21 protein-coding genes and 1 riboswitch are annotated in these 17,801 nt (G+C 57.3%); of the genes, 10 read left to right on the top strand and 11 right to left on the bottom strand.

Features of this window, described 5'->3' with window-relative positions; all coding sequences use genetic code 11:
* Positions 1-16 precede the first annotated feature (16 nt).
* From ABEA58_RS01115 to ABEA58_RS01090, 6 genes are all read right to left on the bottom strand, one after another.
* Positions 17-223 (bottom strand): hypothetical protein, encoded by a 207-nt coding sequence (locus tag ABEA58_RS01115; protein ID WP_345548007.1) that lies wholly within the window; start codon positions 221-223, stop codon positions 17-19.
* Positions 220-1,257 (bottom strand): peptidylprolyl isomerase, encoded by a 1,038-nt coding sequence (locus tag ABEA58_RS01110; protein WP_345548004.1) that lies wholly within the window; start codon positions 1,255-1,257, stop codon positions 220-222. The genes ABEA58_RS01115 and ABEA58_RS01110 overlap by 4 nt, the downstream gene beginning before the upstream one ends.
* Before the next feature lie 9 nt (positions 1,258-1,266).
* Complete coding sequence (gene narI / locus ABEA58_RS01105; RefSeq protein WP_345548003.1) at positions 1,267-2,031, bottom strand: respiratory nitrate reductase subunit gamma; 765 nt, start codon at positions 2,029-2,031, stop codon at positions 1,267-1,269.
* 74 nt (positions 2,032-2,105) lie between these two features.
* Positions 2,106-2,798 carry a nitrate reductase molybdenum cofactor assembly chaperone gene (gene narJ / locus ABEA58_RS01100; RefSeq protein ID WP_345548002.1) on the bottom strand — a complete coding sequence of 231 codons (693 nt, stop codon included), beginning with the start codon at positions 2,796-2,798 and terminating at the stop codon, positions 2,106-2,108.
* Entirely contained in the window at positions 2,798-4,324 is a 1,527-nt protein-coding gene (narH, locus tag ABEA58_RS01095; RefSeq protein WP_345548000.1) for a nitrate reductase subunit beta, read from the bottom strand. The genes narJ and narH overlap by 1 nt, the downstream gene beginning before the upstream one ends.
* Positions 4,325-4,368: 44 nt before the next feature.
* On the bottom strand, positions 4,369-8,076 hold the full coding sequence (locus ABEA58_RS01090) for a nitrate reductase subunit alpha (protein WP_345547998.1): 3,708 nt from the start codon (positions 8,074-8,076) through the stop codon (positions 4,369-4,371).
* 145 nt (positions 8,077-8,221) lie between these two features.
* Positions 8,222-8,360, top strand: a riboswitch (molybdenum cofactor riboswitch).
* Between the two features lie 36 nt (positions 8,361-8,396).
* Here ABEA58_RS01090 and moaA point away from each other — a divergent pair.
* The 10 genes from moaA to ABEA58_RS01040 are packed head-to-tail and all read left to right on the top strand — an operon-like array spanning position 8,397 to position 15,143.
* Positions 8,397-9,326 carry a GTP 3',8-cyclase MoaA gene (moaA, locus tag ABEA58_RS01085; protein ID WP_345547997.1) on the top strand — a complete coding sequence of 310 codons (930 nt, stop codon included), beginning with the start codon at positions 8,397-8,399 and terminating at the stop codon, positions 9,324-9,326.
* The gene (gene mobA, locus ABEA58_RS01080) at positions 9,323-9,904 is read left to right on the top strand and encodes a molybdenum cofactor guanylyltransferase (protein WP_345547995.1); all 582 of its coding nucleotides are present in this window, start codon (positions 9,323-9,325) and stop codon (positions 9,902-9,904) included. The genes moaA and mobA overlap by 4 nt, the downstream gene beginning before the upstream one ends.
* A gap of 57 nt (positions 9,905-9,961) precedes the next feature.
* Complete coding sequence (gene moaB / locus ABEA58_RS01075; RefSeq protein WP_345547993.1) at positions 9,962-10,504, top strand: molybdenum cofactor biosynthesis protein B; 543 nt, start codon at positions 9,962-9,964, stop codon at positions 10,502-10,504.
* Between the two features lie 5 nt (positions 10,505-10,509).
* Positions 10,510-11,013 carry a cyclic pyranopterin monophosphate synthase MoaC gene (gene moaC / locus ABEA58_RS01070; RefSeq protein ID WP_345547991.1) on the top strand — a complete coding sequence of 168 codons (504 nt, stop codon included), beginning with the start codon at positions 10,510-10,512 and terminating at the stop codon, positions 11,011-11,013.
* A complete protein-coding gene (gene moaD / locus ABEA58_RS01065; protein WP_345547989.1) occupies positions 11,010-11,255 on the top strand; it encodes a molybdopterin converting factor subunit 1 in 246 nt (81 codons plus the stop codon). Before moaC ends, moaD begins: the two co-directional genes overlap by 4 nt.
* A 5-nt stretch (positions 11,256-11,260) precedes the next feature.
* On the top strand, positions 11,261-11,713 hold the full coding sequence (moaE, locus tag ABEA58_RS01060) for a molybdopterin synthase catalytic subunit MoaE (protein WP_345547987.1): 453 nt from the start codon (positions 11,261-11,263) through the stop codon (positions 11,711-11,713).
* On the top strand, positions 11,704-12,507 hold the full coding sequence (gene modA / locus ABEA58_RS01055; RefSeq protein ID WP_345547985.1) for a molybdate ABC transporter substrate-binding protein: 804 nt from the start codon (positions 11,704-11,706) through the stop codon (positions 12,505-12,507). The genes moaE and modA overlap by 10 nt, the downstream gene beginning before the upstream one ends.
* Positions 12,504-13,217, top strand: coding sequence for a molybdate ABC transporter permease subunit (gene modB / locus ABEA58_RS01050; protein ID WP_345547984.1), 714 nt, complete (start codon positions 12,504-12,506; stop codon positions 13,215-13,217). Before modA ends, modB begins: the two co-directional genes overlap by 4 nt.
* Positions 13,214-14,344 (top strand): ATP-binding cassette domain-containing protein, encoded by a 1,131-nt coding sequence (locus ABEA58_RS01045; RefSeq protein ID WP_345547982.1) that lies wholly within the window; start codon positions 13,214-13,216, stop codon positions 14,342-14,344. Before modB ends, ABEA58_RS01045 begins: the two co-directional genes overlap by 4 nt.
* Positions 14,345-14,378: 34 nt before the next feature.
* Positions 14,379-15,143 carry a HesA/MoeB/ThiF family protein gene (locus ABEA58_RS01040; RefSeq protein ID WP_345547980.1) on the top strand — a complete coding sequence of 255 codons (765 nt, stop codon included), beginning with the start codon at positions 14,379-14,381 and terminating at the stop codon, positions 15,141-15,143.
* A 428-nt stretch (positions 15,144-15,571) separates the two neighbouring features.
* On the opposite strand, the gene ABEA58_RS01035 is transcribed toward ABEA58_RS01040, so the two are convergent.
* From ABEA58_RS01035 to ABEA58_RS01015, 5 genes are all read right to left on the bottom strand, one after another.
* Positions 15,572-15,910, bottom strand: coding sequence for a TusE/DsrC/DsvC family sulfur relay protein (locus tag ABEA58_RS01035; protein ID WP_345547978.1), 339 nt, complete (start codon positions 15,908-15,910; stop codon positions 15,572-15,574).
* A 2-nt stretch (positions 15,911-15,912) separates the two neighbouring features.
* Positions 15,913-16,203 carry a sulfurtransferase complex subunit TusB gene (tusB, locus tag ABEA58_RS01030; protein ID WP_345547976.1) on the bottom strand — a complete coding sequence of 97 codons (291 nt, stop codon included), beginning with the start codon at positions 16,201-16,203 and terminating at the stop codon, positions 15,913-15,915.
* A gap of 14 nt (positions 16,204-16,217) precedes the next feature.
* Positions 16,218-16,580 (bottom strand): sulfurtransferase complex subunit TusC, encoded by a 363-nt coding sequence (gene tusC / locus ABEA58_RS01025; protein WP_345547974.1) that lies wholly within the window; start codon positions 16,578-16,580, stop codon positions 16,218-16,220.
* A complete protein-coding gene (gene tusD, locus ABEA58_RS01020) occupies positions 16,577-16,975 on the bottom strand; it encodes a sulfurtransferase complex subunit TusD (RefSeq protein ID WP_345547973.1) in 399 nt (132 codons plus the stop codon). Before tusD ends, tusC begins: the two co-directional genes overlap by 4 nt.
* Positions 16,976-17,055: 80 nt before the next feature.
* Positions 17,056-17,736 (bottom strand): Bax inhibitor-1/YccA family protein, encoded by a 681-nt coding sequence (locus ABEA58_RS01015; RefSeq protein ID WP_345547972.1) that lies wholly within the window; start codon positions 17,734-17,736, stop codon positions 17,056-17,058.
* Positions 17,737-17,801: the final 65 nt, after the last annotated feature.

Below are 17,801 nucleotides of genomic sequence, written 5' to 3'. Positions count from 1 at the left end.
TCCTCTGTCCTTCGACTTAGGGGATCAAAAGAAAAATGGCAATGAGTATGCAGACGATGGTGACTATCGCCCAAACCCGTGGCCAGAAACGGTTTTTCGCGGGTGTGACGGAAACCGTTTCCATCGGGTCGTGCCCTTCCTGGTCCGGTCCGTAGGTGTCATCGTGTACCGCATGCAGGTCCGGGTTGAGGTGTGCGTCTTTTGGGGGAGTCTTCTCACTCATGATGCTGGGCTCTCACTGTCATGGGCCTTTGGAGAATATTCACTGGCTGCGCTCAAGGTAATAGGCGCATCAGGGTCATGTGTTGTGTCTGTCTGTTCTTCAGAACCGAAAGTGTCCAGCGGCGCCAGTTGCACGCCCTCGATCTGCGCAGTACGCGACAGTTCGGCAATATACTGTGATGCGGAGGTCACCCAGGCCCGGGCTTCCAGCATGTCGAGGATTTTTTCCCTGACCAGATCAAACGGCAGGGTCTTTCCCTCGATCCGTCGGTGTAGACGCACCACATGCCAGCCATAGCGGCTGCGCACCGGCTCCCGTGCTGTGCTGCCCTCTGTCAGCGCTTCCAGCGCCTGTTGTACAACCCGGTCAAGCTCGCCGCGGCGGACCTGTCCAAGTGATCCGTCCTGCTGGCCTGTGGGGCAACCGGAAAGCTCTCGTGCAGCGGTGGCAAATTGATCTTGATCATCCCCAATCTCGGTGGCGAGCGCCTGCGCCTGCTGTCTCGCTGCCTGCCAGGCTTCGTCGGTATCCTCTTCGGGTTCAATCAATATATGCGCAGCTTCGAAAAGCTCCGGTGTGTGGAAGCGATGCGTGTGGCCATCGTAATATCGGCGGCATTCCTGCTCGGAAATTGAAACTGCCGGCAGCTCGCGATCCAGCAGGGCGCGCACTTTTGCGTCCTCTTCTGTCTCGCTGCGCTCCCCGGCTTCGCTCTCTGCCTCGATATCGAGTGCCGTGGCTGTCTGCAATAAAAGCTCCCTAACCGCAAGTGCCCGCGCCGCCTGATGCCAGGCGGCTTCGCCATTTTCCGCCGGATGGTGCTGCATCTCGCGGGAGATATTTTCCTCGGCGATTTCCACCCCATTGACGAAAACCGGCGCAAATGCGGGCATGGGCACGACTGTGGAAGCCCCCCCGGTGCTGCAGCCGCAGCCACCTGTTTCGCAGGCGGAAGGCATCACCGGGTTGCTCGGGGTCGCGGCCGCGCCGTTGGGGGGCAGCTCGATAAACTGTATTGCCTTATCCTGGCTCATGATCAGGGCTCACTTTGTTGCCGGGCCAGTAGTCGGCGTGGGGCGGGGGGTTCTCGGTTCCGGCATCGGTGTAGTCGAGCGTCTGGCGAGTCTGCGTGATCTCACAATCTGATAACCGGGGCGCAACAGGTAAGCAAAGGGCGCGCTCCAGATATGCACAAGGCGTGTAAATGGGGTAATCAGGAACAGCGTCAGGCCGAGAACGATATGCACCTTGTAAACCAGCTGCGTATCAATAATCAGGTCGGCGGCTTCGGGGTTGAATGTCAGCACACCCTGTGCCCAGCCCATAAACAGCACCATGGCTTCACCATCCAGATGATCCACGGTCCAGACGGTGGTGGCCAAGCCGATCAGAATTTGCAGCCACAGCAATGCCAGTACCAGAATGTCTCCGATCGAAGAACTGTGGCGAATGCGCGGGTAGTAGAGCCTTCGATGCAGCAATATGGAGCAGCCGATAAACGCCAGCACCCCGGCGATACCGCCCACAACCAGCGCCATCAGCTGTTTGAAGCTGTGACTGATGCCGAAGAAGTCAAACACTCCGATGGGTGTGAGCAGTCCGACAAAATGGCCAACAAACAGGATCAGCACGCCAAGATGAAACAGGTTGGAGCCGATCATCATCTGTTTGCGTCGCAGAAACTGCGAAGACTGCGACCGCCAGCTGTACTGACCCTTGTCAAACCGGATGATGCTGCCAAGTATCAGGACGGTGAGAACCACATAGGGATACCAGCCAAATAGCAGGTAATTGATCACGCTGTTCATGGGGGTAACTCTCTAGTCTTTCCTAAATATTCCCAGTCTTTCTCTGGTCTTGTGAGCGCCGTGGGCCAACCCGCTCAGCTATCGCTGGAGGAGGAAATCAGTTTTCCCGCGGCCTTGAGGCGGTCGACGATGCCGCTGGTCCTGGTTTTCGGTGGGGTGGCCATGAAAGTGATCGGTTCCTCCTCCCACTCTTCATCAATGGATTTCTCCTCGGCCTTTTTATGGCGCGCGATGAGTTCCTGAACTGCCTTGGCATCAGGCTTGATGCCGGCGAACTTGAGCAGTAAGTGAAATAACCCCGCGTAGGCGGATTTGTGCTCATCGAGACGCTGCGCCAGTACAGCGAACACATGCGCCGGCTGTGACAGCCAGTCGCGGGCATCGGCATCTGGAAGGCAAGACACAAACTCGAGAAACATTGGAATGTAATCCGGTAACTCGTTTCTCTGCATGTAGTAGCCTTGCTGCATATATTCTTCGCCAAGATCCAGCATCGCCTGGCCGCGCTCACTGTTGTCGCCGTGAATGTGCTCGAACAAATTCAGTGACATGGTGCGTGAACTATCGAACACATCGCTGTATGTCACCTGTAGTTCAAGCAAGGTGTCCCTCTCGAAGCTGACCAGCAGCGGCTCAAGCATTGCCCGTTCCTTGGCGGACAGTGACGGATCGCTGTTCAGGTCCTCGCGGACCTCGCTGATATGGGTTTTCAGCTCTTCACTGGGGTAATCCAGTAGTAGCGCAATCGCGCGCAGGATTCTTTTCATCAGGGAGTGTCCGTGTAGCGTCTACTGGGCATGCGCTTGGGTCCACCAAACAGATCCTTGTGCTTGGTTCTTCCATTGTGCGGTTCGGTAAAGCTGAAACCGACGGCGCCGCGCAGGTGATAGGCATTTTCTTCCGTCTCGCGGTGGCTGGTGGGAACCACATAGCGATCTTCGTAGGCCGCCAGCGCCATATAGCGATACATGTCCTCGATATGCGACACACTCAGCCCGACGCTTTCGGCGATGCTTGCATCGGTGACGCCGTCGACGGTTTTAGCGCGCATAAAGGCCCGCATTGCCAGCATCCGCTCCAGCGCGCGGGCTACCGGAGCCTCGTCGCCAGCGGTCAGCAGGTTGGCCAGGTAACGCATGGGTATGCGCAGAGAACGGACGTCCGGCATGCCGTTGTTGACGGCAATTTTTCCGGCCTCCGCGGCGGATTGTATGGGTGACAGTGGCGGGATATACCAGACCATCGGCAGCGTGCGGTATTCCGGGTGTAGAGGGAAGGCCACCTCCCAGTCCATCACCATCTTGTACACCGGCGAATTCATTGCCGCGTCCAGCCAGGCCTCGGGTATGCCATCGCGGCGGGCCTGTTCCTGAATCTTCGGGTCGTGAGGATCGAGGAATATTTCCCGCTGGGCCGGGTAGAGGTCTTTTTCATTTTCTACCGAGGCGGCCTTCTCGATCTGTTCGGCGTCGTACAGCATCACGCCCAGGTAACGGATTCGTCCGACACAGGTTTCCGAGCATACGGTGGGCATGCCGGCTTCTATGCGCGGATAGCAGAATATGCACTTCTCGGATTTTCCGGTGGACCAGTTGTAATAAATTTTCTTGTAGGGGCAGCCGGAAACGCACATCCTCCAGCCACGGCACTTGTCCTGGTCGATCAATACGATGCCGTCTTCCTCGCGCTTGTAAATGGCGCCTGAAGGGCAGGACGCGACGCAGGCCGGATTCAGGCAGTGCTCGCAAAGCCGGGGGAGGTACATCAAAAAGGTCTGTTCGAACTGACCGTAAATTTCCTTCTCGATGCCGGAGAAGTTGTAGTCCTTTGAGCGCGCGCTGAATTCACCGCTCAGGTCATCTTCCCAGTTGCCACTCCATTCGATCTTGGTCATGGCGTCACCGGTAACCAGTGACCGGGGCTTGGCAGAGGGCTGTGCCTGCAGTTCAGGCGCTTTCTGCAGCCAGTCGTACTCGAAGGTATAAGGCTCGTAGAAATCGTCGATTTCCGGCAGGTCCGGGTTGGCAAAGATGTTAGCCAGCAGTCGCCATTTGGAGCCGGCCCGTGGCTGTAGCTTGCCGTTCGGCTTGCGAATCCAGCCGCCTTTCCAGCGGTCCTGATTTTCCCAGTCTTTGGGATAACCAACCCCTGGCTTGGACTCCACATTATTGAACCAAGCGTATTCAACACCCTCGCGATTGGTCCACACGTTCTTGCAGGTGATCGAGCAGGTATGGCAGCCGATACACTTATCGAGGTTCAGGACCATCCCCACCTGGGCACGGATTTTCATTGCAACTTCCTGTATTGTGCTTACGTCGATCAGTTCTCGGAGGCTTATACTTCCTTGTCGAACCAGTTGATTTCGTTCATCTTGCGAACTACGACAAACTGATCCCGGTTGGCGCCGACCGTGCCGTAGTAATTGAAACCGTAGGCCAGCTGACAGTAACCGCCGATCATATGGGTGGGCTTCATGTTCACCCGGGTGACCGAGTTGTGAATGCCGCCGCGTTGGCCGGTAATTTCAGAGCCCACGGTGTTGACGATTTTTTCCTGAGCGTGATACATGATGGCTGAGCCGGGCATGATGCGCTGGGAAACGATGGCGCGGGCAGTGAGGGCGCCATTGATATTGAACGCCTCAATCCAGTCGTTATCGTGGATACCGGCTTTTTCCGCATCCTCTTCACTGATCCATACCACCGGTCCGCCTCGGTTGAGGCTCAACATAATCAGGTTTTCGCTGTAGGTGGAATGGATGCCCCATTTCTGGTGCGGTGTCAGGATGTTGAGCTGAATTTCCTTATTGCCGTTGGGGATTTTTCCCAGCACCTGCTTTACTGAGCGGGTATCGATGGGCGGACGCCAGGTAACAAAGCCCTCGCCGAATGCCCGCATCCAGGCATGATCCTGATACAGCTGCTGACGGCCGGTGATGGTGCGCCAGGGGATCAGCTCGTGCACATTGGTCCAGTTGGAGGTGTAGGACACATGCTCACTCTCGATCCCGGACCAGGTGGGAGAAGAAATAATTTTGCGCGGTTGTGACACCACGTCGCGGAAGCGGATTTTTTCCTCTTCCTTGCCTTCGGCCAGATGGAGATGATCGAGCCCGGTACTTTGGCCCAGTGCCTCCCAGGCCTTAACGGCGACTTCGCCATTGGTTTCCGGGGCCAGCATCAGAATGGCCTCGCAGGCCTCGATGTCGGTTTCAATTTTCGGGCGCCCGGAGTACTCACCGGCTTTGACGGTGCCGTTCAGGCTTGCCAGGTTGCCGATTTCCGTTTCTGTGTTCCAGCTGATCCCCTTGCCGCCATTGCCTTTTTTATCCAGCTCGGGGCCAATTGCCGTGAATCGCTCGTAGGTGGCCGGGTAATTGCGCTCGAGCACCGCGATGCTGGGCATGGTGACACCCGGTACCGGATCGCATTCACCACTTTTCCAGTCCTTGGGTTCATAGGGCTGGGCAATCTCTCCAGGGCTGTCGTGCTGGATGGGTGTGAGCACGAGGTCCTGCTCAATACCGAGTACTTCGGGGCATACCTGGGAAAACTTCTTGGCGATGCTTTTGAAGATGTCCCAGTCGCTGCGGCATTCCCATACCGGGTCCACCGCCGCGGTGAGCGGGTGGATAAAGGGGTGCATGTCGGAAGTGTTGAGATCGTGCTTTTCATACCAGGTGGCAGTGGGCAGCACGATATCGCTGTACAGGCTGGTGGTCGACATGCGGAAGTCGAGATTCACCATCAGGTCCAGCTTGCCGGTGGGCGCTTCATCGTGCCACTTCACCTCGGTGGGGCGGCCGGCCTCGGCCGGGTTTTCTTCGCCCACCACGCCGTGCAGTGATCCGATAAAGTGCTTGAGGAAGTATTCGTGACCTTTGCCGCTGGCGCCCAGCACGTTGGATCGCCAGAAGAACATATTGCGCGGCCAGTTGCTTGGGTTGTCCGGATCTTCACAGGCAAATTGCAGTTCTCCGGATTTCAACTTCTTGGGAATCGCCTCCAGCGGGGACTCGCCAGATTCGACGACCTCTCGGGCCACATCGAGAGGGTTGCTGGACAGTTGTGGTGCGGATGGCAGCCAGCCCATGCGCTCTGCGCGCACGTTGTAGTCGATAATCTCCCGGTTCCAGTCCCCCTCCGGTGCCAGCGGTGAAAGAATGTCGGAGGTTTTCAGGGACTCATAGCGCCACTGATCGGTGTGCGCATAGTAGAACGAGGTACTGTTCATCTGGCGCGGAGGTCTGTTCCAGTCCAGTGCAAATGCCAGCGGCAACCAGCCGGTTTGCGGGCGCAGTTTTTCCTGACCCACATAGTGGGCCCAGCCGCCGCCGGATTTGCCCATGCAACCGCACATGATCAGCAGCGAGATAATGCCGCGGTAGCTCATGTCCATGTGGTACCAGTGATTGAGCCCTGCACCCAGTATCACCATGGAGCGGCCTTCGGTGACTTCGGCATTGGTGGCGAATTCCCGCGCGACATGGATGATGTCATTCCGCTTTACGCCGCAGACAGTTTCTGCCCACGCCGGGGTAAACGGCACATCGTCGTCGTAGTCCTTGGCCACGTTGTCGCCACCGAATCCGCGATCAACGCCGTAATTGGCGAGATACAGATCGAATGTGGAGGCCACGTGGCAGGGGCCATCTTTGAGGTCAATTTTCTTGACCGGTATGGTGCGTGTGAGGACGGTGTCGTGGCCGGTGGCGACAAAGGTATCCGGGGCGTCGGCACCGAAGTAGGGGAAGGCGACTGCTGCGCGTTCATCGGAGAGTTCTTCCAGGCTCAGCAACAGCCGTGTGTCGCGGCCCTCGCTGTCTTTTTCTTCCAGGTTCCAGTTACCCTTCTCACCCCAGCGGTGGCCGGCGGTACCATTGGGGCAGATGATTCCCCCGCTGATTTCATCGTAGGCCACCGGTTTCCAGTCGGGGTTGTTCTCCTCACCCAGAGCGTTCGCAAAGTCAGCCGCCCGCACCAAACGGTCCGGTACCAGGCGTCCATCTTTTTCCACCAGTTTGACCAGGAAGGGCAGGTCGGTGAACTGACGGGCATAGTCGAGGAAATAGGGGACCTGACGCTTTACGTAGTATTCACTCAGTACTACATGGCCGAGAGCCATGGCCAGGGCAGCGTCTGTACCCTGCTTGGGGTGCATCCACAGGTCAGCGAACTTGCAGGCTTCACTGTAGTCCGGTGAAACCACCACGCTTTTAGTGCCCTTGTAGCGCACCTCGGAATAAAAATGTGCATCCGGTGTGCGTGTCTGTGGGACATTGGAGCCCCACACCAGCAGATAGCCGGAGTTGTACCAGTCGGCGCTCTCGGGTACGTCGGTCTGCTCTCCCCAGGTCTGCGGGGAGGAGGGGGGCAGGTCACAGTACCAGTCGTAAAAACTCAGCAGTACGCCCCCGAGCAGTGACAGGTAGCGGCTGCCGGCCGCATAGGACACCATCGACATGGCGGGAATCGGCGAGAAACCAGCCACCCGGTCAGGTCCGTATTTCTTGATGGTATAGGCGTTGGCGGCTGCGATCAGTTCGGTGACTTCGTCCCAGCCGATCCGCACAAAACCGCCACGGCCACGCCGGGAAACCCAGCTCTTACGTGTTTCCGTGTCTTCTACAATGGATTTCCACGCCGCGACCGGAGAGTTGCCTGCACGCGCCTTGCGCCAGGCCTCCACCAGCCTTGCCCGCACCAGTGGGTATTTCACCCGTGTGCCGGAATAAAGATACCAGCTGTAGCTGGCGCCCCTTGGGCAGCCGCGCGGTTCGTGGTTGGGCAGGTCCGGACGGGTGCGCGGATAATCTGTCTGCTGGGTTTCCCAGGTGACAATTCCGCCCTTCACATAAATCTTCCAGGAGCAGGAGCCCGTGCAATTAACGCCATGGGTGGAGCGCACGATCTTGTCGGCGGCCCAGCGCTTGCGATAGGCATCTTCCCAGTCGCGGGATTCTCCTGTGACCATGCCATGGCCGTCGGAGAAGGTTTCGGTACGTTGACGAAAAAAAGTGAGGCGGTCTAGGAAATGACTCATTTGCAAGTATCCCTGAGCACATGAGCTGATTGACTGTAGAACTCAAACATAGTTAAGAATTGGGCGGCAGCAAGTAGAGGCGGTGGATTTGTACGCGAAGAAAAATTTTTTCTTCAGGCAGACTTTTCCCGCGCTGATACACTAATTTCAGTTTAAACACCGAGTCCCGTCGCCTAAACGGTCATCGCCGCAAGGCAACGGGACCGTGGCCGGACTGGCCACCGGGGTGGTGTGGGAAACCGTGCCGCCTCCCCAAACTGGAAAGGCGTTTAATGTTACAAGACCGTTATGGGCGCAGGTTTTATTACCTCCGTTTATCTGTGACCGACATTTGTAACTTCCGCTGTAACTACTGTCTGCCCGATGGTTATCAGTGCGAGAAGTCGCTGTCACGGGAAAACCCACTCAGTGTCACCGAGGCGGGTACAGTCGTGCGCGCCTTTGCTTCCCTTGGCACGGAAAAAATCCGCCTGACCGGTGGCGAGCCATCGTTGCGCAAGGATCTTGCACAGTTAATCGAAACGGCTAAGTCCATCAGCGGAATTCGTCGCGTCGCGATTACCACCAATGGCTATAAGCTCCCCGGGGAAATCGACAGTTGGCAGGGTGCCGGGCTGGACCAACTTAACGTCAGTATCGATAGTCTCGACCCGCAACAGTTCAGGGCGATCACGGGTCACGACAAGCTGCAAACCATTCTGCGTGGCATCGACCGAGCGCTTGAACTGAATATTCCCACCAAGGTGAACGCTGTTTTGCTGAGGGAGCACAACCTCGGTACGTTCAACGAGTTTCTTGAATGGATCAGGAGCACGCCGGTTAGCCTGCGTTTCATTGAGTTGATGCGCACCGGCGACAATCGCGAATTTTTTGCCAGCAACCATGTTGCCGGCAGCGATATCGAAAACCGATTGCTGCGGGATGGCTGGTCACTGGTAGAACGCGAGCGGGACGCCGGTCCGGCAAAAGAATTCGCACACCCTGACTTCGCTGGCCGCATCGGTCTGATCATGCCCTACAGCAAGGATTTCTGCGCAACCTGTAATCGCTTGCGTATTTCCGCACAGGGCGCGCTGCACCTGTGCCTGTTTGCGGAGCAGGGCGTTGACCTTAGAGCTGCGATCGCCGCTGGGGATCACCTGGCGCTGGCGGAAAAAATCCGCGAAGCCGTGTGCGGTAAAAATGCCAGCCATCAGCTGCAAGATGGTTTTACCGGCGGTACGCGCAATTTATCCATGCTGGGGGGATGACGGTGTCATTGCCGCATGCAAGCTTTGGAGTGGTATTGGCTGGGGGGCGCTCCAGCCGTATGGGGCGAGATAAATCCCGGTTGCCTTTGCCCGGCGGGGAGCTCTTTCTTGAGCGTGCTATCGGCCTGTTGCGTGCGCTGCCACTGGCTGAGGTATTTGTCAGCGGAAACCATGCCGACGGCATACCCGACCTGATCCCCGGTAGGGGCCCTCTCGGCGGGCTATATTCTGTCACCAGTGTGATCGATACCGGCGCAGTGCTGGTGATACCCGTGGATATGCCGCTATTGAATGCCGAGCTTTTAACGCGGCTGCTCAGGGAAGGCGAAAGTAGTGGGTGTGCCTGTTACTTCGGCGACTTCTATTTTCCGTTTTGGTTGCCGCTCTCGTCAGAGGTTCGTGTATTCCTGCGCGCGGTCGTGGAAGGGCGGGGGCCTCGTTCTGTCGGTGCTCTGCTGCGGCATGTGGGGGCCAGGCAACTGCCGATGCCAGCCTGCCAACAGGTCTTTAACAATATCAATACCCCCGCTGAATACACGGCGAACTATCCCCAGGTGAACTATCCCAAGGCGAACTAGCCCCGGGTGAACTAAACCAGCAGTAATCGTTAATAACACACAATGGATGGATGCATTATGACCGGACATGCTGCCCAGGAATTTGAACCTCTCAGTATCGCGGTGTTGACTGTATCTGATACCCGCACGGAAGCCACCGACACCTCAGGTCAATATCTGGTAGAAGCACTTAAAGCCGAGGGGCACAACTTGGCGGACAAGCGCATTGTGGCGGATGACGTATATCGATTGCGCGCCACCGTATCGTGGTGGATTGCGGATGACTCCATTCAGGTGGTTTTGGTTACCGGAGGCACTGGCTTTACTGATCGGGATTCCACCCCGGAGGCGCTTGAGCCCCTGTTCGACAAGACGGTCGATGGCTTTGGTGAACTGTTCCGGCAGGTTTCACATCTGGAGATCGGCAGTTCAACGGTGCAGTCACGGGCACTTGCCGGGCTTGCCAATCACACGCTCATTTGCTGTATGCCAGGCTCCACCGGCGCCTGTCGAACCGCGTGGGAAAGCATTTTGCGCGAGCAGCTGGACGCACGTCACAGGCCATGCAATTTCGTGCCGCATATTCGACGCTCACAAGCAGCCTGTGTATCCAGAGGTTGAGCATAATGACCGGGTTAACGCATCTCAACGACCGTGGCGAAGCCAATATGGTGGATGTCACGGAGAAGTCCGTCAGGGAACGCAGCGCTCGCGCTGCCAGTTGCGTACGCTTGAATGACGAGGCTTTTTCACTATTGGTTGCCGGAAATATCAAGAAGGGAGATGCGCTGGCAGTCGCGCGTATTGCCGGGATTCATGCGGCTAAAAAAACTGCGGAACTCATTCCACTGTGCCACCCGCTGGCTCTGACCAAAGTGGAAGTGGATTTTGATCTAGACCCCGATGAGGGCTGTGTACAGATACAGACGTTCTGTCGCCTGGCCGGCCGCACAGGTGTCGAGATGGAAGCGCTGACGGCGGCCTCCATCGCCGCGCTGACTATTTATGATATGTGCAAGGCTGTAGACCCGGGCATGGAAATCGGCCCCACGCGACTGCTGGAAAAATCTGGTGGCAAGCGGGGGTACTGGGAGAGCGGGGTGAGTACCAAAATGGAGGTTGACCCGTGATCAAAGTCCTGTTTTTTGCCAGCCTGAGGCAACAGCTGGATACCGCCGAATATCAGCTGCAGAATTTTTCCGGCTCTGTACAGGACTTGCGTGCACATCTCGCCGAGTTGTTTCCCAGCTGGGAAGTGCACCTGCAGGCGGATAATGTGCAGGCAGCGATTAATCAGGAGATGGTCACTGGCAATGCGGCGGTCGCAGATGGTGATGAGGTCGCGTTTTTTCCACCAGTCACCGGAGGCTGATATGCATGGATACCATTGAAGTGCGTACAGCGGCAATATCTGTTACAGATGAATTTCAGGCGCTGCGAGAAGGTAATCGCAGCGATGGTGCCACGGCGATGTTTGTTGGCTCGGTACGTGACTTCAATGCCGGCGCTGGCGTGGACGGGCTGACGCTGGAGCACTATCCGGGCATGACCGAAAAGAGTCTGCAGCGTATTGTAGATAGCGCACGCGCCCGTTGGGATCTGGGGCGGGTACGAGTTATACATCGTGTCGGCGCCATGCAGGTGGAAGACAGCATTGTCTTTGTAGGTGTGACCTGTGCTCACCGACAGGCCGCATTTTCCGCTTGCCAGTACCTTATGGACCGCCTTAAAACCGAGGCGCCATTCTGGAAGCTGGAATCCAGAGAGACGGGAAAAGCCTGGGTTGCCGCAAGAGACAGCGACAGGCTGGAGTTGCAAAAGTGGTCTTGAAAAGGCTGCTGCTGGCCTGCCTTTGTCTTGCACCTGCTGTGCAGGCTGCCGCCTGTGAACTGCGCGTGGCGGTCGCTGCAAGTTTTCGTCCGGCGCTGGAAGTTCTACTGCCGGACTTTGAGTCCAGCGCCCGCTGTTCCGTTCGCATAGCCAGCGGCAGCTCCGGCGCACTGTATCAGCAGGCGTTACACGGCGCGCCTTTTGATCTGTTTCTCTCCGCCGACCGTGCACGGCCTGAGCTGCTTGAACAGCAGGGCCGGGTGCTGGCGGAAAGCCGCCAGACCTATGCATTGGGGTTGCTGGCCCTGTGGATGCCGGATGCCAGCAGGAAACCCGAAGAACTGTTGCGGGAGTGGAATGAGCGCATTGTGGTTGCTGACCCCAGAGTTGCACCATTTGGCGTTGCTGCCAGGCAAGCACTCGAGGGGCTGGGGTTGTGGGAGGGGAAACAGCAGCAGATAGCCCGTGCCCATAACGCCGGCCAGGCCTATCTGATGCTGGATACGGGGAATGCGCAGGTAGGTTTTGTCGCCGCCAGTCAGATAGTTTCTGGCGGGCGGGCAAGCTACTGGCTGGTCCCGCAGTCACTCTACCAGCCTATCGAACAGCAACTGGTGATTCTGCGGCAGAGTCAGCGCCCCCGTGAAGCAAAAGCGCTGGCGAATTACCTGTTGAGCCGCGCCGTCGGCAGGCAGTTGGCCCGCCTGGGCTACGGCGCGCAGCCACAGCAGCCGGAGCAGCCGGAGCAGCCGGAGCAGCCGGAGCAGCCACAGCGTCCAGCGGAGGGTATGTGACTATTGGTGCGGGGGAGTTTGAAGCGCTGTGGCTGACGCTGCGCCTCGCAACGGTAACCACGTTAGTGCTCTTTGTTGTCGGTGTACCCCTGGCCTGGAAGCTTTGTCGTTGGCAAAGCCGCTGGCGTCACAGTGTTGAAATACTGATCACCCTGCCATTGGTATTGCCTCCTACGGTATTGGGCTTTTATTTGTTGCTGTTGTTCTCGCCTAATTTTGCCTTGGGAGGATGGATTGCAGAAACTTTAGGACAGCCACTGGTTTTTTCTTTTGCTGGTCTTGTGGTCGCCTCGGTAATTTCCTCCCTGCCATTCATGGTGCAACCACTGATGGCTTCATTTAGCCAGAACGGCAGCCGACTCGCGACTGCGGCTTTGTCTCTCGGTATGCCACCGGTAGTTGCGGTGTTACGGGTTGTGTTGCCGGCTAGCCGGACTGCCATCGTCAGCGCCTGCGCCCTGACCTTTGCGCATACGATGGGGGAATTCGGCGTAGTGTTAATGATCGGTGGGGCCATTCCGGGTGAGACAGAAGTGGTATCCATTGCCTTATTCCAGCATGTGGAAGTGGCAAACTACGGTGCCGCCAACCGGCTGGCATTGGTATTGATTATCGTGACAACGGGGTTGCTACTGCTTGCCCGCTGGCTGGGGGCCGCGAAAAGTTCATCCTCTACAGAGGCTCGAACACTGGGTGTGGCGAACACATGAATATCTCATTGCCGCTTCCGCGGGAATGTTCGCATGCGGCGCAAGGGGCGGGTGTGGAGTCTGGCCTGTCGGTCGGGTTGCTTCGCACGGCAGTCAACCCGGAGACACCCTGGCAATTCGAGCTGCCAAAAACCGGGATCTTTGGCTTAACTGGCCCCTCTGGTGGTGGCAAGAGCACCCTGCTTGAGGCTTTGTCGGGTCATCGTTGCTGCTCAGGAATCGTCAAATTTTCTGGAACTGTTTGGCAGGATGGCAAGAAGAAGATTCCCTCTTATAAAAGAAACCTGACGCTCGGCTTTCAGGATGCCAGGCTCTTCAACGGCCAGACAGTCTCTGCGAACCTGGCGCTTGCGCATCGTTTCAGCCGCCGGCCTCTGAGTACTGACAATCGGCAACAGCTGACGGACGCTTTTGAGATTAGTGATCTATTGGCGAAACCTGTAGAGACACTTTCCGGCGGCGAGAGCCAAAGGGTCGCATTAGTGCGCCAGTTGTTCAGCAATGCCGCAGTGCAGTTTTTTGATGAGCCATTATCAGCGGTCGACCGCCCCAGGGTGCTTAGAAGGCTGATCCCCGTATTGAAGGCCTTCTGGTCCCAGAATCCATCGCTGGTATTGTGGGTGAGCCATGATCTTGATGAGATCCAATTGCTTTCCGGGAAATGTCTTTATATGGAGGCCGGAAAGTTAGACGGGCCAGATTCCACCACAGAAAAAGTGCAAAACCTGCACTCCGCGGGTTTTGTACAGGGAGTCAGCTGTCGCCTGCAGGCAAGGGTGATTTCATGTGAACATGGAATATTGACTCTGGCTCTGGGGCAGCATCGGCTCTACGCAGATCGGTTCATCACATCCTACAAACCTGAAGATGATGCTACGTTCCTCATTAACTCTGGGGAAGTTAGCCTCAGCATAGAGCGGCCTGGCCTTTCCAGTATCTTGAATTGCCTGCCGGTAAAGCTGTTGGGCATGGTGCCGATTACAGAGGGCAGAGTCCGGCTCAGAATTTCAGTCGCTGAGCAGGAGTTTTGTTGCGATATATCTCGACTATCCCAGCAGAGGCTCAATTTGCGCATAGGTGATCATTACTATGCGCAGTTCAAGGCCGGTAGTCTGGTGGGGCTTTAGGTTGCCGCTGAGAAATAACCGTGGAGAAATAACCATGATCAGCCCCAAAGAACGCATTCGCTATAGCCGCCAGATCATGTTGCCGCAGATGGGGGAGGGTGCACAGGCTAAACTGGCGAAAGCCAGAGTCATGGTGGTTGGGGTTGGAGGGCTGGGATGTCCGGTGGCGCTGTACCTGGCAACTGCGGGGGTTGGGACGTTGCATCTGGTCGATGGTGACAGTGTCGAGCTCTCCAATTTACAGCGCCAGGTGCTCTATAAAACCAATCATGTACATAAGCCTAAAGTAGTGATGGCGGCTCAACAGCTTCAGGCTGCCAACCCGGAAATGCGCATTGTTCCCCATCAAAGGAATGCCAGTGAGAAATGGCTTGCCACCAACATGGCCAGTATCGATCTGGTACTGGATTGCACGGATAACCAGAAGATTCGCAAGGTCATCAACCGGGTTTGCCAGCAAAACAAAGTCCCAGTAATTATGGCCTCGGTGCAGGGGTTTTCCGGGCAGTTAATCACGCTGGACTATCGTCTCCCAGATTCACCTTGCTACTCCTGTATTTTTCCCAATGCTGAGCAGCAGCAAGGAACGAGCTGTAACTCATCAGGTGTTATTGGCCCCGCACTTGGCGTTATCGGCAGTGCCCAAGCGCTTGAAGCGATAAAGTTGCTGGCCGGTTTAGCCCTCGGCAGCCTGAATACCTTACAACTCTTTGAAGGCGAGACTCTTGAGTGGCGCCGGCTATCGCTGGGTAGCCGGCGGTGTGAGACTTGTGCGGACCAGAAAGAGGGGGTTCATTGATACTGCCATTTGATATTAGCCCGCAGTCTTCAGGTGACCTTACCCCGCAGCTTTCAGGTGGCCTTACCCCAATAAAACGGGCATCCACAAAGCCCTGAACTTGCTCAAGGCCGGGAGCCAGAATGTTAGGCCAGGCCACCACAACAATCCCGTCATTTTTTCGAGCAATATGAGCAATATGACAAAGGAAGCATGCCCAGGCTTGCTGAGCTTTCGTGATTCGACGAGCCTCCAGACAAGTCATCATCCAATCCAAAAAGCTTACCCAGAGCGGCCCATACAGCTAAGCCACTAGCTAAGCCACTTGGGGCATGCCCTGAGGGCGGTGTTCAATGAATCGGCAGGACCGGCAAATAACTCAATCTACACAATGGGCAGAGCCGTCAGAGGTCTAACCTGGCAGGTTCAGCAGCTGAGATAGCTTTCGCTCACAGGCAGTTGGTGGGTTTTGGCAGCCCGGCGATTTTACTGGCGATACGGGCCGGGCTGGGGGGGAAGAGTTGCATCAGGTAGATGCTGCGGCCTTTTTCTGCCCCCAGCTGCTGGCCTACGTATTTGACCAGCGGGCGCATGGCGGGGGAGAGTTCGAACTGTCGGTAAAAGTCCTGCAGCAGGTTCAGTACTTGCCAGTGGGCCTCGGTGAGTTCAATGCCTTCGGCATTGGCCATGTATTCGGCTACTGCCGGGCTCCAGTCGTCCAGACGGCGAAGATAGCCCTCCTTGTCCAGGGGGATCTCGCGGCCATCGATCTGTACAGTTTCACTCATGTTCAAAACCAGCTGACGATGGGTGTGTGCTGTACACAGAGGGTAACCCAGTGATCGTCATCAATCTGCGGGATCTTCTCGGACACTGATACGCCTCGCGCCTTTGCATCGGCCTTGAGGCAGTAGGTCTCGGCCGGTATGGGCTTTTCCATTGGCAATGCCGCAGGGGTCATGCCTGCGGCATAAACGGCGTCCTCGATCAGCAGCAGTGCATCGCCCCCGGCCATGGCGGCGAGGCAGTCGTTCAATGCGCTGGAGCGGTAGGGGGATTGATTGACGATATGCAGGGCCATAGGGGGAAACTCGCTCAGAAGCTCAGTACATGCTGGTAGCGGGCGATCAGGGCGCCGGTATCCTCCACCAGCGTCAGCTCCAATCCCGGCAGTGCGATAGCGTCAACACCGATACCGCGCCGGTTCAGGCTCTGCTGGCAGATATGGATACGCTCAACCCCGAACAGGGGCAGGGCCTGCAGGTTGCGCAACAGGCTCTTCTGCTGGATTTCTTCCGGTGCCTGGTTATCCAGCAATTGGAAGATGCCGTCGCCGCTAAACAGCAGGTCGGGTATCTGGTCCATGGCGGCGCTGGCAAGGGCCGCTTCCAGTCCTTCGCGGGCAAGGGCGCTGCCATAGGGGGCGCGACGGCAGAGGATCAGTGTTTGTAGGCTCACGCCGGGCCTCCAAACGTCACCAACCGGTCCGAGTGCGCGCTGGCATCCGCCAGCTGGCCGAGGCCGCCGAGTTCAAAGCCCTCGGCGAGGTTGGCCGCAGGGCGCTCCAGGCGCTTTGCCTCGCTCTGGCTCAATACGCCGCGCCGCTGGGCTGCGGCAATGCACACCACCAGCTCCACTCCGGTTTCCCTTTGCAGCAGCTGCCAGGGCCTCAGGAGGTTCTGCTCGTCCTGAGGTGGCGCCGGCAATGCGCTGCCGTTATGCACACCGTCGGCATAGAAGAATACCCGCAGAAGCTGATGGCCCTGGCGCGCCACTGCCTGCGCAAACCGAAGGGCCGTGGCAGCAGATTCGCCGGCATGGGGGGCTGAGTAGACGACGAGGGAGAACTTCATCGGAGTCCGTAAAATTTGGGGGCAAAAAACTAAAATGCCCCGCTGAGCGGGGCATTGAACGTTCCGTTCTCTGCTTGGGATCAGTCGTCGGAAGCGAAGCCGATGATGTGCAGCAGAGCGGTGAACAGGTTCAGAATGTCCAGGTACAGCGCGGTGGTGGCCATCAGGTAGTTGGTCTCACCGCCGTTGATGATGCGGCTGGTGTCATACAGGATAAACCCGGAGAACAGCAGGGCGATCGCGCCGCTCAGTGCCACCTGTGCAACGGGCATATACACGCCGAAGAAGCCGGCGATCATCATGCCAATGGCGCAGACCAGTACCGCGATCAGGCCCACGAACAGGAAGCCGCCCATAAAGCTGAAGTCTTTGCGGGTGGTCAGTACATAAGCGGAGAGGGCGAAGAAGACCAGTGCGGTGGTGCCCAGTGCCTGCATGATGATCTGGCCGCCGCTGGCCATACCCAGGTAATGGTTCAGCAATGGGCCGAGTGAGGCGCCCAGCAGGCCGGTGAAGGCGAATACCACACCCACGCCGGCGGCGGAGTTGGCGGTGCGCGGGAGTACGAACCACACCAGGACGATGGCGGCGAGCGAGCAAATCAGGCCCATTCCACGGCCCATGCCGATCGCCATGGCGATACCGGCGGTGAACGCGCTGAACAGAACTGTCATGGCCAGCAAGGCGTAGGTGTTACGCAGTACTTTTGCCGACTCCGAGCGATCCACTGCGCGGGACTGTGTATAAACTTGCGGCTGCATTATTAGCGACTCCTGCTATTGAACGATTGAGATGAATCATATAGCTGCTGGATTCGACCATCAAG

It is taken from the genome of Microbulbifer aestuariivivens (assembly GCF_039545115.1).
Lineage (GTDB): Bacteria > Pseudomonadota > Gammaproteobacteria > Pseudomonadales > Cellvibrionaceae > Microbulbifer > Microbulbifer aestuariivivens.
The sequence above is the reverse complement of the archived record's forward strand: the minus strand, read 5'-3'. Positions and strand labels throughout refer to the sequence as shown.

Excerpts from the sequence above, each read along its gene's own strand:
- ABEA58_RS01115 (WP_345548007.1), bottom strand. The coding sequence starts at position 223 with ATGAGTGAGAAGACTCCCCCAAAAGACGCACACCTCAACCCGGACCTG.
- ABEA58_RS01110 (WP_345548004.1), bottom strand. The coding sequence starts at position 1,257 with ATGAGCCAGGATAAGGCAATACAGTTTATCGAGCTGCCCCCCAACGGC.
- narI (WP_345548003.1), bottom strand. The coding sequence starts at position 2,031 with ATGAACAGCGTGATCAATTACCTGCTATTTGGCTGGTATCCCTATGTG.
- narJ (WP_345548002.1), bottom strand. The coding sequence starts at position 2,798 with ATGAAAAGAATCCTGCGCGCGATTGCGCTACTACTGGATTACCCCAGT.
- narH (WP_345548000.1), bottom strand. The coding sequence starts at position 4,324 with ATGAAAATCCGTGCCCAGGTGGGGATGGTCCTGAACCTCGATAAGTGT.
- ABEA58_RS01090 (WP_345547998.1), bottom strand. The coding sequence starts at position 8,076 with ATGAGTCATTTCCTAGACCGCCTCACTTTTTTTCGTCAACGTACCGAA.
- mobA (WP_345547995.1), top strand. The coding sequence starts at position 9,323 with ATGACGGTGTCATTGCCGCATGCAAGCTTTGGAGTGGTATTGGCTGGG.
- moaB (WP_345547993.1), top strand. The coding sequence starts at position 9,962 with ATGACCGGACATGCTGCCCAGGAATTTGAACCTCTCAGTATCGCGGTG.
- moaC (WP_345547991.1), top strand. The coding sequence starts at position 10,510 with ATGACCGGGTTAACGCATCTCAACGACCGTGGCGAAGCCAATATGGTG.
- moaE (WP_345547987.1), top strand. The coding sequence starts at position 11,261 with ATGGATACCATTGAAGTGCGTACAGCGGCAATATCTGTTACAGATGAA.
- ABEA58_RS01045 (WP_345547982.1), top strand. The coding sequence starts at position 13,214 with ATGAATATCTCATTGCCGCTTCCGCGGGAATGTTCGCATGCGGCGCAA.
- ABEA58_RS01040 (WP_345547980.1), top strand. The coding sequence starts at position 14,379 with ATGATCAGCCCCAAAGAACGCATTCGCTATAGCCGCCAGATCATGTTG.
- ABEA58_RS01035 (WP_345547978.1), bottom strand. The coding sequence starts at position 15,910 with ATGAGTGAAACTGTACAGATCGATGGCCGCGAGATCCCCCTGGACAAG.
- tusB (WP_345547976.1), bottom strand. The coding sequence starts at position 16,203 with ATGGCCCTGCATATCGTCAATCAATCCCCCTACCGCTCCAGCGCATTG.
- tusD (WP_345547973.1), bottom strand. The coding sequence starts at position 16,975 with ATGAAGTTCTCCCTCGTCGTCTACTCAGCCCCCCATGCCGGCGAATCT.
- ABEA58_RS01015 (WP_345547972.1), bottom strand. The coding sequence starts at position 17,736 with ATGCAGCCGCAAGTTTATACACAGTCCCGCGCAGTGGATCGCTCGGAG.